At 70.8% G+C, this 15898-nt stretch carries 12 protein-coding genes; 2 read left to right on the forward strand and 10 right to left on the reverse strand.

The window, feature by feature from the left end; genetic code table 11:
- Positions 1 to 3: 3 nt before the first annotated feature.
- The 8 genes from ML539_RS09360 to ML539_RS09395 all read right to left on the reverse strand — a co-directional run bounded on the left by ML539_RS09360 (position 4) and on the right by ML539_RS09395 (position 9930).
- Entirely contained in the window at positions 4 to 2199 is a 2196-nt protein-coding gene (locus ML539_RS09360) for an NADH-ubiquinone oxidoreductase-F iron-sulfur binding region domain-containing protein (protein WP_243322804.1), read from the reverse strand.
- A 115-nt stretch (positions 2200 to 2314) separates the two neighbouring features.
- Positions 2315 to 3415, reverse strand: a complete 1101-nt coding sequence (gene hydE / locus ML539_RS09365; RefSeq protein ID WP_243322805.1) for a [FeFe] hydrogenase H-cluster radical SAM maturase HydE — start codon at positions 3413 to 3415, stop codon at positions 2315 to 2317.
- Positions 3399 to 4631 carry a [FeFe] hydrogenase H-cluster maturation GTPase HydF gene (gene hydF / locus ML539_RS09370; RefSeq protein WP_279341596.1) on the reverse strand — a complete coding sequence of 411 codons (1233 nt, stop codon included), beginning with the start codon at positions 4629 to 4631 and terminating at the stop codon, positions 3399 to 3401. The genes hydE and hydF overlap by 17 nt, the downstream gene beginning before the upstream one ends.
- Positions 4618 to 6015: a [FeFe] hydrogenase H-cluster radical SAM maturase HydG gene (gene hydG, locus ML539_RS09375; protein WP_243322806.1), complete on the reverse strand. Its 1398-nt coding sequence runs from the start codon at positions 6013 to 6015 to the stop codon at positions 4618 to 4620. Before hydG ends, hydF begins: the two co-directional genes overlap by 14 nt.
- 90 nt (positions 6016 to 6105) lie before the next feature.
- Positions 6106 to 6978, reverse strand: a complete 873-nt coding sequence (locus ML539_RS09380) for a DMT family transporter (protein WP_243322807.1) — start codon at positions 6976 to 6978, stop codon at positions 6106 to 6108.
- A 323-nt stretch (positions 6979 to 7301) separates the two neighbouring features.
- The gene (locus ML539_RS09385; RefSeq protein WP_243322808.1) at positions 7302 to 8093 is read right to left on the reverse strand and encodes a cupin domain-containing protein; all 792 of its coding nucleotides are present in this window, start codon (positions 8091 to 8093) and stop codon (positions 7302 to 7304) included.
- Complete coding sequence (locus tag ML539_RS09390; protein ID WP_243322809.1) at positions 8090 to 8710, reverse strand: sigma-70 family RNA polymerase sigma factor; 621 nt, start codon at positions 8708 to 8710, stop codon at positions 8090 to 8092. Before ML539_RS09390 ends, ML539_RS09385 begins: the two co-directional genes overlap by 4 nt.
- Positions 8707 to 9930, reverse strand: coding sequence for a HAMP domain-containing sensor histidine kinase (locus ML539_RS09395; RefSeq protein ID WP_243322810.1), 1224 nt, complete (start codon positions 9928 to 9930; stop codon positions 8707 to 8709). The genes ML539_RS09390 and ML539_RS09395 overlap by 4 nt, the downstream gene beginning before the upstream one ends.
- Before the next feature lie 46 nt (positions 9931 to 9976).
- On the opposite strand from ML539_RS09395, the gene ML539_RS09400 reads away from it, so the two are divergent.
- Positions 9977 to 11458 carry an ATP-binding protein gene (locus tag ML539_RS09400; RefSeq protein ID WP_243322811.1) on the forward strand — a complete coding sequence of 494 codons (1482 nt, stop codon included), beginning with the start codon at positions 9977 to 9979 and terminating at the stop codon, positions 11456 to 11458.
- 84 nt (positions 11459 to 11542) lie between these two features.
- On the forward strand, positions 11543 to 12757 hold the full coding sequence (locus tag ML539_RS09405; RefSeq protein ID WP_243322812.1) for an aminotransferase class I/II-fold pyridoxal phosphate-dependent enzyme: 1215 nt from the start codon (positions 11543 to 11545) through the stop codon (positions 12755 to 12757).
- A gap of 294 nt (positions 12758 to 13051) precedes the next feature.
- Here the strand turns inward: ML539_RS09405 and ML539_RS09410 are convergent, their stop codons facing one another.
- Positions 13052 to 14521, reverse strand: coding sequence for an HAD-IG family 5'-nucleotidase (locus ML539_RS09410; RefSeq protein WP_243322813.1), 1470 nt, complete (start codon positions 14519 to 14521; stop codon positions 13052 to 13054).
- A gap of 29 nt (positions 14522 to 14550) precedes the next feature.
- Positions 14551 to 15891 carry an FAD-binding oxidoreductase gene (locus ML539_RS09415; protein ID WP_243322814.1) on the reverse strand — a complete coding sequence of 447 codons (1341 nt, stop codon included), beginning with the start codon at positions 15889 to 15891 and terminating at the stop codon, positions 14551 to 14553.
- Positions 15892 to 15898: the final 7 nt, after the last annotated feature.

The raw sequence follows: 15898 nt of genomic DNA on the forward strand, positions 1-15898 counted from the left end.
CTCCTACACCCGATCAACCGCGGTGAACTTGCAGACGTCGAAGCAGTTTCCGCACTTCACGCAGGCGGCCTGGTCGATGACGTGGGCCTCTTTCCGGGCGCCGGCGATGCACGCGGCCGGACAGTTCCGGGCGCAGATCGTGCACCCGACGCACTTCTCCGGGTTGATCTCGTAGTGGATCAGGGCCACGCACTTCTTCGCCGGGCAGTGCCGGTCCACGATGTGGGCCAGGAACTCCCCGCGGAAGTGCTTGAGGCTGGACAGCACGGGGTTCGGCGCGGCGCGGCCCAGGCCGCAGAGGCTGGTGCGCTGGCAGAGGCGGGCCAGGCGCTCGAGCTTGTCCAGGTCGGCGAGCTCCCCCTTGCCCTGGGTGATGCGCTCCAGGATCTCCAGGAGGCGCGTGGTGCCCTCGCGGCAGGGCGTGCACTTGCCGCAGCTCTCGTCCTGGCTGAAGGCGATGTAGAACTTGGCGATGTCGACCATGCAGTCGTCCTCGCTCAGCACGATCATCCCGCCAGAACCCATGATGGAGCCGGCCTTCTGCAGGGGCTCGAAGTCCACTTCCATGTGCTGCAGGGAAGCCGGGATGAACCCGCCCGCCGGGCCGCCGGTCTGGATGGCCTTGAGCTCCCTTCCTCCGGTGACGCCGCCGCCGATGTCGTTCACCACCCGCGCGAGGGGCGTCCCGAGGGGCACTTCCACCAGACCCGTGTGCCGCACCTTCCCGGCCAGGGCGAAGACCTTGGTCCCGCCGCTCTTCTCCGTTCCGAGGCGGGCGTACCAGTCGCCGCTGTAGCGGAGGATGGCGGAGATGTTGGCGAAGGTCTCCACGTTGTTGATGACGGTGGGGTGCCCCCACAGGCCGCGGTCCGTGGGGTAGGGCGGGCGCACCCGGGGCTGTCCGCGCTCGCCCTCGATGGACCGGATGAGGGCGGTCTCCTCGCCGCAGACGAAGGCGCCCGCGCCGAGCCGGATCTCCAGGTCGAAGTCCCACCCGGAACCCATGATGTTCCGCCCCAGGAGGCCCTGGCCCCGGCAGGTGTCGAGGGCCTGCTGGATGCGCCGGATGGCCAGCGGATACTCAGCGCGGATGTAGAAGAAGCCCTTCTGCGCCCCGATGGCGAAGCCGCCGATGATCATGCCCTCGACGATGTTGAAGGGATCGCTCTCCAGCATGGAGCGGTCCATGAAGGCCCCGGGATCGCCCTCGTCGCCGTTGCAGATGATGAAGCGGGTGGCATCGGCCTGCTTTCGCGCCATCGTCCACTTGGCCGCGGTGGAGTAGCCGCCGCCGCCCCGGCCGCGCAGCCGGGCCTTGGCCAGCTCTCCGATCACCCAGTCGGGGTCGCGGCGCTCGAGCACGTCGGCCAGGGCCTTGAAGCCGTCCATGTCCACGTACTCGTCGAGGCTCTCCGGATCCACCACACCGGCGTTGCGCAGCGCGACGCGGCTCTGGCGGTTGAAGAAGGCCACGTCGCCGTAGCGCTCCATGAAGGCCAGGGCGATGGGTTCCTCCTGGGCCCGCAGGCGCTCGACCACCTGCCCGCCCACCAGGTGGCCGTCGAGGATGGCGGCGAGGTCCTCCTCCCCGGAAACCCGGTAGAGCACCTTCTCGGGGCGTGCCAGCACGTAGGTGGCCGGGCCGCCGGAGGCCGGATGATCGGAGGCCAGGCCGCAGGCGCCGAAGCAGCTCGCCGCGCCGATCCTGACGGACTCGCGGGAGACGCCCCGTTCCGCGAGCATGGCCGCGAAGCGCTCCCGCAGGCCGGGGCCGGAGCCGTGGCAGCGGGAACCCTCGCAGAACAGCAACTCGCGCTCGGGCAGGGGCCCCGCCTCGTGGTCGAGCACATGCTGCGCCACGGGGGTGCCGCCTTGGATGTGCTCGGTGAAGATGCGGTGGACCAGGTCGCGGTTCACCCGCTCGTACTTCACGGGGAGCCGTCCGGGGAGCCGCACGCCGAGGATGGGCTCGCGGGAGCAGCGGCCCGTGCAGCCGGTGCGGTGCAGGAGGATGTCCTTCCGGCCCGAGGCCCGGATGTGGCGGACCAGCTCGTCCGCCACGGCCTGCGAGCCGGCGGCGTGCTCGCAGGTGGCGGATCCGACCTGGATCACGATCTGGCGTTCGGCGCCCCGGTCGGCGAGGCTCCGGCCGACACGGTCGGCCATGGCCTGATAGAAGTCATGCACGGGCTGCGGCATGGAATCTCCTACCCCCGGCTGCGGGGCCGGGGCGGATGTCAAAGGCGCGGGCGGATCAGGCTTGGGATCCCGGAGGCGCCGGCTGCAGGGAGTCTGGCCATTGACAACCTTCGTGTCAACGATGAGGTGCAGACAACGACATTTCTTGACGGAGTGTGCTAAGGCGCCCTCCGGGTCCCTTGGCGACCGAGCGTCCGAGGGTGCGGAGACGACCCGCAAGGCAGTCCCGGCAGGCCTCCGCCGTCTCGCCCACGCACGCCTTGCCCGGATAGATCTCGTAGCGCGCGCGGAAGGCCGGGGGCGTCACGTTGGGCATCACCACGTTGGCGCCGCGCTGGAGGGCCAGCTCCCGTCCCTGATCGCGGTCCAGCGTGGCCAGGGCGGTGGTGGCGGGGATGTTCGCGTCGGGGCAGAGCAGCCGGCTCAGGGCTACGACCTTGAGCGTGGTGGGCTCGTCGTTGGGCACCTGCAGCGCCGGGGGCGCGAGGAAGGCCAGGGCGCCGGGGCCGCCGAGGGGCGTGCGGGGGCTGGGCAGGAAGGGGCCCACGCCGACCATGTCCAGGTCCAGCTCCCTGAACCGCCGGAGATCGGTGGCCAGCGTATCCCAGGTCTGCCCTGGAAGGCCGATCATCACGCCGGAACCGATCTCATAGCCCATGTCCCGCAGGCGGCGGAGCTGGCCGAGGCGGTCGCTGAGGCGGCCCGGCAGGCTGGGGTGGACCCGCCGGTACAGCGCGCGGTCCGCCGTCTCGAAGCGCAGCAGGTAGCGGTCGGCCCCGGCCTCGCGCCAGGCGAGCAGGTCCTCGTCGTCGCGCTCGCCCAGGGACAGGGTGACCGCCAGCCGCGTCTGCCGCTTGATGGCGCCGATGACCTCCGCGATGAAGTCCCGCGTGAGGCCGGGATCCTCGCCGCCCTGGAGCACCACGGTGCCGTAGCCCAGGGCCGCGGCCGAGCAGGCGCAGGCGAGGATCTCCTCCGCCTCCAGCCGGTAGCGGTCCAGGTCCTCCTCCGGGGCCCGAAGCCCGCAGTAGAGGCAGCTCCGGACGCAGTGGCTGGACACCTCGACGAGCCCGCGGAGGTGCACCGCGTCGCCCACATGCTCGCGCCGGACCCGGTCCGCCTCGGCCCCCAGGCGCGCCAGGGCCCCGGGGTCCTCCTCCCGGAGCCAGGCCACCAGGCCCGCGTGGTCGAGCTGGAACTCAGGGCTGCAAGGCATGGGTCGCCTCCAGGATCCCGGGGAAGGGCCGCAGGGCGCGCGGGAGGATGCCGAGGCTGTGCGCGATGGCCAGGCCGTAGTTGGTGATGGGGACGCGGGCATCCTCGCAGCGGCGGATCCGGGCGAGCATCTCCCGCCGGTTGCCCATGCAGTTCCCGCAGTGCACCACGAGGCGGTAGGGCGACAGGTCGCCGGGGAAGTCCCGGCCCTGGACCGTGTCGAGGCGCAAGGGCCCACCGGCCTTCTGCGCGAGCCAGCGGGGCAGCTTCACGCGGCCGATGTCCTCTTCCGTGGGATGGTGGGTGCAGCCCTCGGCCACCAGCACGCGGTCGCCCGGGCGCAGCGCGTCGAGCGCCAGGGCGCCCCGGGCCTGGGCCGCGAGGTCCCCCTGGAGCCGGCTCATGAGGATGCTGAAGGAGGTCATGGGGACGGCCTCCGGCACAGCCTCGGCCACGGCGCGGAAGGCCTGAGAGTCGGTGACCACCAGGGCCGGCGGCCGGCGCAGGCCGGCGAGCGCGGCGGGCAGCTCCCGGGCCTGCACCACCAGTGCGAGGCACGCGCCGTCCAGGAGGTCGCGGATGGCCATGACCTGGGGCAGGATCAGGCGCCCCTTGGGGGCCGAGGCGTCGATGGGCATGACGAGCACGGCCACCTCGCCGGGAGGCACCAGGTCCGCGATGAGGCGCTGGCTGGCTGCGTGATCGCCTGGCGCGGCCGCGAACAGGGCGGAGCGAAGCGCCTCCAGGCCCTCGCCGGTCACCGCCGAGACCGCCACGGCCGGCACTCCGCCCAGATCGGGAGGCGCGCCACCCGGCGCGAGGTCGGCCTTGTTCAGGGCCACCACCACGGGGATGTCCCGGGCCCGCAGCTCGGCCAGCAGGCCGCGCTCGAAGGCGCCCCAGGCGCCCTGCTCGGCCACCAGGATGCCCAGGTCCACGCGGTCCAGGACGGCGCGGGAGCGGGCGGTGCGCGCGGCGCCCAGGTCGCCCGTGTCGTCCAGTCCGGCGGTGTCCACGAAGAGCACGGGCCCCAGCGGGAGCAGCTCCATGGGCTTCTCCACGGGGTCGGTGGTGGTGCCGGCCCGGGGCGAGACGAGGGCCACCTGCTGGCGGGTGAGGGCGTTCAGCAGCGAGGACTTGCCGACGTTGCGCCGGCCGAAGAGCCCGATGTGAAGGCGGAGTCCGCGGGGGGCGGGCGGCAGCTCAGCAGAACACATCGCGTTCCCCCTTCCGGACGAGTTCCACCAGGCCCTCGGCCCGGCGCCGGGGCAGGCCCTCCAGGCCCCCGAGGGTCTCTGTCAGCAATCGTTCCGCCGCCTTCCGGGTGGCTGGGCTGGCGTGGTCCTCCGCGTACTCCTGCAGGGTGGCCAGGGCGTTGGGCAGGCAGTGGGCCTTGATCTGGCCGGGCTTGGCAAGGTCCATGAAGTCCGCGCCCGTGCGGCCCAGGCGGTAGCAGGCGGTGCAGAAGCTCGGGAGGAATCCGCTCCCGGCCAGCTCGCGGACCACCTCGTCGAGGCTCCGGTGGTCGCCGAGGGAGAACTGGGCCCCCGAGTCGGGCGCATCCTCCTCGTAGCCGCCGGGGTTGGTGCGGCTGCCGGCGCTGATCTGGCTGATGCCCAGCTCCAGGGCCTCGCGCCGGATGCCCGGCCGCTCCCGGGTGCTGAGGATGAGCCCGGTGTAGGGCACGGCCAGGCGCAGGATGGCGACGATCTTGCGGAAGGCCGCGTCGCTGACGGCGTGGGGCGGGGCCTCGCTGGTGGCCGAGCCCTCGGCGGGCTCGATGCGGGGCACGCTGAGGGTGTGCGGGCCGCAGCCGAAGCGGTCCTCCAGGTGCCGGGCGTGGCGCAGCAGCGCCAGCACCTCGAAGCGCCAGTCGTGGAGGCCGAACAGGGCGCCGAGGCCCACGTCGTCGATGCCCGCCTGCATGGCCCGGTCCATGCAGCCCAGGCGCCAGTCGAAGTCGGCCTTCTGTCCCAGGGGGTGCATCCGGGCGTAGGTGCCGCGGTGGTAGGTCTCCTGGAACAGCTGGTAGGTGCCGAGGCCCTCCTCCTTCAGGCGGCGGAAGTCCGCCACCTCCAGGGGCGCGATGTTCACGTTCACCCGGCGGATGGCATCGCCCCCGTGGCGGGTGGCGTACACGGTGCGGATGGCCTTCAGGATGTAGTCGAGCCCTTCGTCGGGGTAGGCCTCGCCGGCCACCAGGAGCACCCGCTTGTGGCCCTGGGCGAGCAGCTGGCCCACCTCGGCGGCGATCTCCCCCTGGCCCAGGGCCCGCCGGGGCAGGCTGCGGTTCGAGGCGCGGAAGGCGCAGTACAGGCACTCGTTCCCGCAGAGGTTCGAGACGTAGAGTGGGGCGAACAGCACGATGCGGCTGCCGTAGATCTGCTCCTTCACCCAGCGGGCCGTGCTGAAGAGCTCCTGCGTCAGCTCCGGGTCCTCCAGGGCCATGAGCGTTGGGAGATCGGCTTCGTCCAGGCCCTTCAGCTCCCGCGCCTTGGCGAGCAGCTCGCGGATGCGCGGGGCGTCCGGCGCGGGGGCGCCCTCCAGGGCCGCGAGGAGGGACGCCTCGTCCAGGGGGAAAGCTTCGGACGGACCGCGCATGGAAAGAACCTCCGCAGGGGAGACCGCGGACCGAAGATAACCCTTAAGTCATCTTTATTCCACCCCCCGGAGCCGATTCCCGGTCCGGGGTCAGGCCCGGGCGGGCCGACGCCTCGGCGGCAGGCTGTACCAGGCGATGGTGCCGAGGATGAGTCCGCCGCCCAGGAGGGCCCAGGCCGTGGGCCGTTCTCCGATCCCCAGGAACACCCAGATGGGGTTGAGGACGGCCTCCAGCGTGCCGGTGACCACCGCGGCGGTGGCGCTGAGGTGCCGCATGCCGGCGTTGAAGAAGAGGTAGGCCACGCCGATCTGGAAGACGCCGAGGTAGAGCAGGATGCCCGCGTGGGCCGGGGACGGGCGGAAGTCCCGCAGGGCCGGGACCGCGCAGAGGGCCGCCACCAGGAGGTTCCCCAGGATGATGGAGCTGATGGGGTCCGCCTCCGGCCGGCGCTCCCGCTGCACCTTGAGGGTGAGGGAGAAGAGGGCCAGACAGATGCCGGAGAGCACGCCCAGGAGGTTGCCGGAGAGGGTGCCCGCCCCCAGCCGCCCCACGAAGAAGAGGGCCATGGCCCCCAGGCAGACGGCGACGGCCGTCAGATCCCGCGCGGCGACGCGGCGCCCGGCGAGGCGGGGCTCCAGGAACACCAGGTAGATGGGAGCCGAGAACTGGAGGAAGATCGCGTTCGCCGCGGTGGTGAGCTTGGTGGCGGCCACGAAGCAGACCAGCACCCCGGCGTAGGCGGCGGCGCAGGCCAGCGCCAGCGCGTCGGGCCGGGGGAAGGGCCGCCCGCCCCGGAGCTTCACCACCAGGGCGATGGTGAGGGCCGCCACCAGGCTCCGGGCGAAGGCGATCTGGAGGGCGCCCAGGGGCAGCACCTTGATGAAGAGGCCGCTGGAACTCCACAGCAGCGCCGCCAGGGCCACCAGGGCCGCGCCTTTGGTTCGATCCACCGGTCCGGTCATGGGCCCATTGGATCATGTCCGGAACCAGCGGCCCATCCCGGCCCTTAAAGACCGCCACGAAGGGTCATTCCTGCGCAGAATCTTCGTGCCCTTCGTGGGAAATTTTAACTCCAGCTAATCGGCGAGCCTCGGACGGAAAAGCAGGAACACGGAAGGCACAGAAGCACCCGGTCCGTTTTCTTTTTCTCCGCTTTCCTCGGTTCCTCCGCAAACCTCCGCTTGTCGACGCCTGTTCTGCGCCCATATGCGGCCTCTGCACTCTCAGAGTTTCAGGCTGGGGCTCGCGGATAAGCAGGTGTTGGCTTTACGAAATGGGAATCACCTCAGCCCACGGTCCCCAGGACGCGCCGCCAGCCCGTGAAGCGGATGCCGCCCTCGATGCGGAGGAGGGCCCAGCATTCAAGGCCCGGCTCGGTGCTTGGGCCGTGCTGCTGGCCGGCCCCGCAGGCCAGCCAGTCGCCGGGGCGGAGGTGGGCGGGACCGTCCTGCATGGCGCCGGACAGGACCAGGGACAGCTCGGCCCCTCCATGGCTATGGCGGGGCATGCTCATGCCGCCGGGCATGCGGGCCAGGTTCAGCGTGGCGCCGGTGGCCGGATCCTTCAGAAGCCGGGCCACCTGGGCGCCGCCGAGGCCCAGCCGGGTCCATCGCCAGCCATCCTCGGCGGGCAAGTGGGGCCGGAGGAGGCTGAGGGCGTCCCGGCCGGAAGGGCCCGCAGCGGGGATGGCTTCGCTGGCGGGATGCTGGCTTCGGCAGCTGTCGCAGTGTCCCAGGTGCACTTTCAGCAGCAGGGCCGTGAGGGGGTCGCCACCGGGCTCCAATGCCTGCCAGGCCCCCTCCTCCGGGTGATGCACGGGACCACGGGGCACCCGGCCCTGCCGAAGGGCTGTCAGGGCGCCATCCAGGGCGCGCTCGGCGGAGGGGGCAGGGGGCTCGGGCCAGAGGCGCCGGAGCAGGGCTGGGGTGCGCTCGAAGCTGTCCAGGAAGGCCCGGCAGGGGGGGCAGAGACTCAAGTGCAGCTTGACCCCCAGCCAATTGAAGGGCCCCAGGGCCCCCTCTTCGTAGTCCGTGAGCAGGTCGACGACTTCGGCGCAGGTGGGCATGAGCAGCGTCATCGGTCCTCCGCCAGACGGGGGGCGAATTCCGGCAGCAGGGCCCGCAGGGCCAGGCGGGCCCGGTGGACCCGCTGGCGCACCAGCTCGCGCGTGATGCCCAGGTGCCGGCTGATCTCGTCCGTGTCCCAGCCCTCGAGGTCCCGCAGGACGAAGACGGCGCGCTGGTCGTCGGACAGCCGGTCCAGGCCCATCCGGACCCTGGCCTTCAGCTCATCCCGCTCGACCTTCATCAATGCCTCCGCGTCCTCGCTCCATTCGAGGAGCAGGTCCACGTCCTTGTGATGCCCGTCGTCGGCGAAACGTGGCATCAGATCCTCGATGGCATCCTCCCGGCGCCGGATCCGCTTCCTCCGGGCCATGAGGGCCTGGTTCACGCAGATGCGGTAGGCCCAGGTGCTGAACTTGCTGGCGCCCTGGAAGCCCGGCAGCTCCCGGAGGATGGTGAGGAGGGCGTCCTGGAGGGCATCCTGGCTCTCGGCCTCGTTGCCCAGGATGCGGTCGATGACCCGGAAAAGCATGCCCAGGTGGGGGCGGACGAGGGCCTCGAAGGCCTCGGGATCCCCTCCGGCCGCGGCCTGGACCAGGGCCGCCTCGGAGGGGGCGGGGGCTAGGGTCATGGGGCCTCCGGGAGGGTCCTGCGGGGCAGGCGGATGGTGAAGGCCGAGCCGAAGCCGGGCCCGCGGCTGGCCACGCGCACCTCGCCCCCGTGGCGGGTCACGATCTCCTTCACCAGGAAGAGGCCCAGGCCCGTGCCCGCCACCTGCCGGGTCATCTCGTCGCCCACCCGGAAGAACCGGTGGAAGACCCGGGGGAGGTCCTTGGCGGCGATGCCGTGGCCCTGGTCGCTCACGACGATGAGGGCGTCCTCGCCGTCGCCGTCGAGGGTGACGGTGGTCTTCCGGGGCTCGGCCGAGTACTTGTAGGCGTTGGACAGCAGGTTCTCCACCACAGTGCCGAGCGCCTTGGGATCAGCCTCCACCCACAGGGCCTCGGGGGTGCATTCCAGCGTCAAGCCGAGGGCGCCGGGGCCCAGGCGATGGTCCATCCCCTCGCAGACCGCCCGCAGCCAGGGTCCCAGCTCCAGGGGGCCCATGTGGAGGACCAGGCTGCCCGATTCGGCCCGCGCCACATCCAGCAGGTTGCCCACCAGCTCGTTCAGCCGCTCGAGGTCCTTTTCCATGAGCTCGCGGATCCGCTGCCGCTGGTCGGAGCCCAGCTCGCGGGTGAAGAGGGTCTCCGTCCACACCCGCAGGGAGGCGATGGGCGTCTTCAGCTCGTGGGTGACGGCGGAGGTGAAGTTCCGCTGGCGCAGCTTGAGATCCAGTTCCTCCGCGAGTTTCCGGTAGAGGAGGACGAAGCCGAACAGCACCGCGAACACCATGAAGGCGCCTTCGGTGCTCGCCCGGAAGACGGCGTGCCAGCGCTGGTCCTTCAGCTCCTGGAAGGGGCCGGGGCGCACCGTGAGGTAGGCGGTCCCGTCCAGCAGGAGGGGGTCGTCCGGGGCCATGGGGCGCGGGACCAGCTCTACCTGGGGGTAGGCCTCCTGGATGGCCTGCCGGCGCTCGGCCAGGCTGGGCATGACCGGAAGCTCTCCCACCACTGCGCCGCCAGGGGAGGCGGGATCACGCTGGGCGTGGAGCACGTCGAGCATCTTCTGGGTGTCCATCTGCCAGGCCTGGGCCCGTGCCGCCAGCAGGTTCTGTGTGCGAACCTCCAGCAGCCGGCCCGAATCCCGGATCTGCAGGCGGATCCACCAGCCCACCTGGAGGCACAGGACCACGGACACGGACAGGAAGATGATCCGCTGCAGGGGGAAGGTCTGGGCACGAGGGGCCATGCCTCCATCTTGGCAGTGTCGCCCCATGAGGCCATCCTGGAGTCCGATGCCCTCCTCATCCCCGCCCTCCGGCCCCAAGCCGACCCCGCCCCCTTCGAGGACGGACTCCGGGGGCAAGTCCGCGCCCCCCGGCCCGGCCACGGGCTCCGGGCCCAAGCATGCCCCCGCGAGCCAGGCCCCGCGGCCTCAGGGCGCGGAGCTGCTGGCGGAGCTGATGCAGGCCCAGCGGCAGTTCACCGTCGCCATGCACGAGGTGCGGGAGCTGCGCGCCAAGCTGAACCGCCGGTCGCATCAGATGCAGGTCCTCCAGCACGTGTCCGAGATCCTGGCCGCCACCTCCAAGGGGGGACAGGTGGTCAGCGTGGTCCTCGATGTGCTGGTGCAGGAATTCCGTTGCCCCCGCGCCGTGGTGTGGACGCTGGAGGACGGGGGCTCCAGCTACCTGCCCAAGGAGGCGGCCGGGCTCACCCGCACCGAATGGTCGGAGATGCGGCTTCCCGCCCCGAACCCCTTCCCGGAGATGCCCCTGGTTCTGTTCCAGAGCCAGTGGCTGGACAAGCCCTGCGGCGGGGCCACCCTGGCGCCGCTCCGCGGGCCCGATGGCGCCCTCCTCTACTTCGTCCCCTTCGAGCACCAGCTCCTCCTCATGGGCTTCGTGATCCTGGCGGTGCCGGCGGACCGGCGGGTGGAGGAGGAGGAGCTGGATTCCATCTCCATCCTCCAGCGGCAGACGGCCATCTCCCTCTACAACGCCTGGCTTTTCCGGGATCTGTCCGAGCAGCGGGACGCGCTTCAGAGCCAGACCCTCGAACTGGAGCGCGTCAATGACGCGCTGCGCGAGGCGGACCAGCTCAAGAGCGAGTTCCTGGCCCTCACCAGCCACGAGCTGCGCACGCCGCTCACGGGCATCCTGGGCTTCACGCGCCTGGTCATGGACGGCCTCTACGACGACGCCGAGGAGATGCGGTCCATGCTCCAGGACAGCTACAGCTCCGGGCAGCACCTCCTGGCCCTGCTGAACGACATCCTCGACCTCGCCAAGATCGAATCGGGACGCCTGGAGGTCCACCCGGAACCCTTCGGTCTCGACCGGCTGCTGGACGAGGTGAAGCCCATCGCGGAGGCGTACCCCCGCAAGCCCGGGGTGGAGCTGGTCTGGCCCGACGCCACCAGCCTGCCCGAAGTGATGGTGGATCCGAGCCGCCTGAAGCAGGTGCTCCTCAACCTGCTCTCGAACGCCCTGAAGTTCACCAAGGAGGGCAGCGTCGCCGTCCAGGTGGAGCGGCGCCCGGGCGTCATCGTCCTCATGGTGGTGGACACGGGCATCGGTGTGAGTCCCGAAGGCCAGGCGCGCCTCTTCCAGAAGTTCGCCCAGGCCGAAGGAGGCCACGCCCGCGAGTACGGCGGCACCGGGCTCGGCCTCGTCATCTGCAAGCACCTCATGGGCATGATGGGCGGCACCATCCACCTCCACAGCGAGGGCCTCGGCAAGGGCAGCACCCTGACGATCACGATGCCGATCGCGTAGGACTTGGCGAGCTGGTGGTCTGTGGTCGATCGCGGAGCTTCACTCCGCGATGTGTGAAAATGATCGCTCGTGTACGGAGCCTCCATGTCCTACGTCCGCCGCCTGCACTTCCTCCCCTTCACCCGCCCCATGGTCGGCGAGGAGGAGATCGCGGAGATGATCGACACCATCCACAGCGGATGGATCACCACGGGGCCGAAATCGGCGGCCTTCGAGGAGAAGCTGAAGGCCTACAACGGCGTGCCCCACTGCCTGACGATGAACAGCGCCACCACTGCGCAGGAGATCACCATGCAGGTGCTGAACCTGCAGCCGGGCGACGAGGTCATCACCACCTCGCTCACCTGGGTGAGCACGCTGAGCACGGTGGTGTTGCAGGGCGGCGTGCCGGTGCTGGTGGACATCGACCCGAAAACGCTCAACATCGACCCGGCGAAGCTGGAGGCGGCCATCACGCCCCGCACCAAGGGCATCATCCCCGTGCACCTCACGGGCCTGCCGTGCCCCATGGACGAGATCTGGCGCATCGCGGAAAAGCACGACCTCTGGGTCATCGAGGACGCGGCCCAGGCCATGGGCGCCCACTACAAGGGCACCAAGATCGGCGGGAACCCCCGCTCGATCATGAGCGTCTACAGCTTCCACCCGAACAAGAACATGACCACGGGCGAGGGCGGCGCCATCGCCTTCTTCAACGACGAGTACGAGAGCCGCATCAAGCGCCTGCGCTTCCACGGCATCGACCGGGACGCCTGGAAGCGCTTCGCCAAGGAGGGCAGCCCCCACACGGAGGTCTACGAGCCCGCCCGCAAGGCCAACTTCATGGACCTCCAGGCGGCCATGGGCCTGCACCAGATCGACAAGCTGGACGGCTTCAACGAGCGGCGCGGCGTGCTGTTCCACCGCTACCTCGAGCTGATGAAGGACATGGACGAGGTGATGCTGCCCTGGCCCGGCGACGCCGACCACGGCCACTGCTTCCACCTCTTCGTGCTGCGCATCCACCCCGAGAAGATTGGCCTCGACCGCGACGCCTTCGTGGCGGCCTTGAAGGAGGAGAACATCGGCACGGGCATCCACTACCGCCCGGCCCACATCCACCCCTGGTACCGGGACTTCTACGCCGCGCACCCCCAGCACCTGCCCCAGGACGGCCTTCCCCACACCGAGTGGAGCGGCGAGCGCCTCATGAGCCTGCCCCTGTGGCCGGGCCTCAGCGAGGCCGACCAGGACCAGACCGTGGGCGCCATCAAGCATGTGATCGCCCAGGCCAAGGCCCGGAGCCGCGTCACTCGCTGAGCCCGGTCTGCCGGGATATTGTGGGGGGGGGAAAGGAAAAATCATTTTCGCCACCGATTTCAGTGATTTCGGTGATGAAAAGATGGACCCGGCCCGGCGCAGCATGGGCTCCATGGGAGGTGGCAGGGTCGCGCCCTTTTGAGGGTGCGCGACCCCCCCACCACCCCAGGCGTGCGGCGCCGACCGCCACGGCCTCCGGCCGGCCCATGCGGGAATCATCCGAGGCCCCATCACCGCAATCGGCGGAATCGGTGGCAAAACCGCTTTTCTCCCTACTTCCGGGCCAAAGCCGCCTCACCCCACCCGCTCGTGGGGCAGGGTGGGCACCGGGGCGTACACGGTCATGTGCGGGTCGTACATGTAGAGGTTGGCCACGCGGCCGGTGTAGGCGCAGGCGAACTGCTGGAGCTGGTCGGCGAAGCGGGTCGGCTCGTCCCGGTCCCGGAACATGGGGCCCCAGGTGGGGTTGAAGGCGGCCTCCACGGACTTCGTGAGGGCGTCCAGCTCGAGGCTATGGATCTCGGCCCGCCGCTGGAGCGCCTCTGCGCTGCTGGCCAGGTGGGCGGCCTCATGGTCCAGGGCGACGGTGGCCTCGGCGCTGAGGCGGGGGCCCAGCACGTGCCGCCGCACCCGGTTGCGCTTCCACTGGTCCATGAGCACGGAGGCCCGGCGGAGTGTGCGGCGGCGGATGGTCTCCAGGCGGAGCATGTCCCGCATGTCGTGGTTCTTCGCCTCCAGCAGCTGGATCTCGTGCTCCAGCTCCGGCACCAGCAGCAGGGTCCGCCAGGAGGCGTTCTTCTTGGATCGGAGCACGTCGCCGTAGATGTGGTCGCCCACGTAGAGGATCTGCTCGCCCTCGGCCCCCAGTTGGGCCTCCAGCCAGGCGGCATGGCCACCGGTGTAGCACCGGGGCTGCCCTTCGATGGCCGCGGGAGGCGGCGTGTCGAGGAAGAAATCCGGCTTCCGGCTGCTCACCACGATCAGGTCGAAGTAGTCGGTCCAGCGGGGCCGGGCTTCGTCCTGGCCGTCCAGCAGGTGGCCCAGGACGCCCGCGGTGAAGCTCCACTCACTGTTGGTCAGGAGGAAGAGCTTCTTTCCCTCCCGCTTGAGCCGGTCCAGGGCCAGGGCCAGCTGGGGATCCCTTGGGATGAAGAAGTCGCGGTGCTCGAGGATCTCCCCTTTCATCTCCCCGTTGCGGTGGGCGGTGTCGATGGCCCAGCGCACGTCATGGAAGATCTGGAGGTAGTTCCCGGCCTGAAGGATGCCCTGGTCGAAGCCGTCCACCATCCGGGCGTAGAGGTAGCCCTCGGGGATCTCGAACAGGGTGTCGAGGTTGCGGAAGCCCTTGGCGGAGGTGGACAGCCGGCGGCGGCCATAGACGGCGTCCAGCTCCGGCCGGGGCAGGATCCGGGTGCCGTGGCAGGCGCGGACCACCTGGCGCTCGCGGTTGAGCTTGAGCACGTTGCCGCGGAGTCCGTCCAGCAGCAGGCCGCGCACGGCGAAGGCCGGGTCGTAGCCGATCTCCAGGAGCCACGGCGAGTAGCCGCGGTCCCGCGCCAGCAGGCGCACCGCTTTCTTGAAGGCCAGCTCGTCGATCTCCGGCGCCCGGTAGCGCGCCAGGGTGTGGTCCATGTCGAAGCCGATGGCCCTGATCTCGCCCAGAGGCAGGGTGCGCAGGGCGAAGAGCTTGTGCTCCGGCGGCAGCCGGTCCTCTCCGTCCAGCAGGGGCGGCGCGGCCAGCAGGTCGGGGTCCCAGGCGGTCATGGAGCGAGTCTACTCCCGGGACATGCTGATCAGATGACCTTGCCCGGATTGAAGAGGCCGCTGGGATCCAGGGCCTGCTTGAGGGCGCGGAGGGCCCGGATCTGGCCGGGGTCGGACAGGGCCAGGAAGGCGTCCCGCTTGGCGAGGCCGATGCCGTGCTCGCCGCTGAGGGTGCCGCCCAGGCTGAGGGCGAGGCGGAAGAGGTCCAGGAGCTGGCGCTCCAGCTGGGCAGGATCGGCCTCGCCGGCGCCCAGCAGGTTCACGTGCAGGTTGCCGTCGCCCAGGTGGCCGTAGGTCACGCTGGGGATGGCCAGGCGCTCCAGCCCTGCGAAGAACTCGCGCAGGCGGCTGCGGGGCACGACGATGTCCTCGCTGACCTTCTTCGGGTGGCGCTCCTTCAGGAAGGCGCTGGTCATGCGGCGCACGGCCCAGATGCCCGCCCGCTGGCGCGCGTCTGAGGCGATCTCCAGGTTCTCCGCCACGGGGCCCAGCAGGTCCATGAGGCCTTCGAGAAAGGCCTCCGAGGTGCAGCCGCGGTCGTCGAACTCCAGGATGGCCAGGGCCTCGCCGGGCAGGCGGCGGGCTTCCTCGGGGCCGTGGGCGCGCAGCTCGGCCAGGACAGCGGGGTCGAAGAACTCGAAGGCGCTGGGCAGGTAGCCCGCGCCCACCAGGCGGCCCGGCAGGTCCAGCAGGTCCTCCCAGCGCTTCACGGGCAGCAGCAGGGTGGCGTGCTCCCGGGGCAGGGGGGTGAGGCGCAGGGTGGCGCCCACGATGAACCCGAAGATGCCCTCGCTGCCGATGAGGAGCTGGCCCAGGGCCGGGCCCGCGTTGGCCTTCACGCTGTGGATGCCGAAGGTGTGCACTTCGCCGTCCTCCAGCAGCGCGTCCACGGACAGCACCCAGTGGCGGGTCATGCCGTACTTGCAGGCGTTGGGGCCGCCAGCGTTGGTGGCCAGGGTGCCGCCCAGGGCGCAGCTCTCCCAGGAGTTGGGGTCCGGCGGGTAGAAGAGGCCCCCGGCGGCGGCCGCGGCCTTCACGTCCCGCAGGGGGGCGCTGGCGGGGGCGCTGAGGCAGAGGTCCTGGGGCGACAGCCGCAGCTCGCCGCGCCAGGTCGAGAAGTCGACGACCACGGCCCGTTCCCCCGCGGGCACGCAGCCGCCCGCCTTGCCCGTGCCCGCGCCCCGGGGCACCAGGCCGAAGCCCTCGGCCTTGGCGAGGCGCACCAGCTCCTTGAGGGCCGCGGGACCCCTGGGCAGCACCACGGCCAGGGGCAGGCTTCCCTGCACGTGGGATTCGTCGCGACGATAGGGTTCCAGGACCTCCGGGTCAGAGAGGACCGTGGCGTCGGGGAGGGCCGGGAACCGGGCCATGTCTTCG

This window comes from Geothrix sp. SG200 (genome assembly GCF_022808935.1).
GTDB lineage: Bacteria > Acidobacteriota > Holophagae > Holophagales > Holophagaceae > Geothrix > Geothrix alkalitolerans.

Coding starts and splice junctions, on each gene's coding strand:
- ML539_RS09360 (WP_243322804.1), bottom strand. CDS start 2,199: ATGCCGCAGCCCGTGCATGACTTCTATCAGGCCATGGCCGACCGTGTC.
- hydE (WP_243322805.1), bottom strand. CDS start 3,415: ATGCCTTGCAGCCCTGAGTTCCAGCTCGACCACGCGGGCCTGGTGGCC.
- hydF (WP_279341596.1), bottom strand. CDS start 4,631: ATGTGTTCTGCTGAGCTGCCGCCCGCCCCCCGCGGACTCCGCCTTCAC.
- hydG (WP_243322806.1), bottom strand. CDS start 6,015: ATGCGCGGTCCGTCCGAAGCTTTCCCCCTGGACGAGGCGTCCCTCCTC.
- ML539_RS09380 (WP_243322807.1), bottom strand. CDS start 6,978: ATGACCGGACCGGTGGATCGAACCAAAGGCGCGGCCCTGGTGGCCCTG.
- ML539_RS09385 (WP_243322808.1), bottom strand. CDS start 8,093: ATGACGCTGCTCATGCCCACCTGCGCCGAAGTCGTCGACCTGCTCACG.
- ML539_RS09390 (WP_243322809.1), bottom strand. CDS start 8,710: ATGACCCTAGCCCCCGCCCCCTCCGAGGCGGCCCTGGTCCAGGCCGCG.
- ML539_RS09395 (WP_243322810.1), bottom strand. CDS start 9,930: ATGGCCCCTCGTGCCCAGACCTTCCCCCTGCAGCGGATCATCTTCCTG.
- ML539_RS09400 (WP_243322811.1), top strand. CDS start 9,977: ATGCCCTCCTCATCCCCGCCCTCCGGCCCCAAGCCGACCCCGCCCCCT.
- ML539_RS09405 (WP_243322812.1), top strand. CDS start 11,543: ATGTCCTACGTCCGCCGCCTGCACTTCCTCCCCTTCACCCGCCCCATG.
- ML539_RS09410 (WP_243322813.1), bottom strand. CDS start 14,521: ATGACCGCCTGGGACCCCGACCTGCTGGCCGCGCCGCCCCTGCTGGAC.
- ML539_RS09415 (WP_243322814.1), bottom strand. CDS start 15,891: ATGGCCCGGTTCCCGGCCCTCCCCGACGCCACGGTCCTCTCTGACCCG.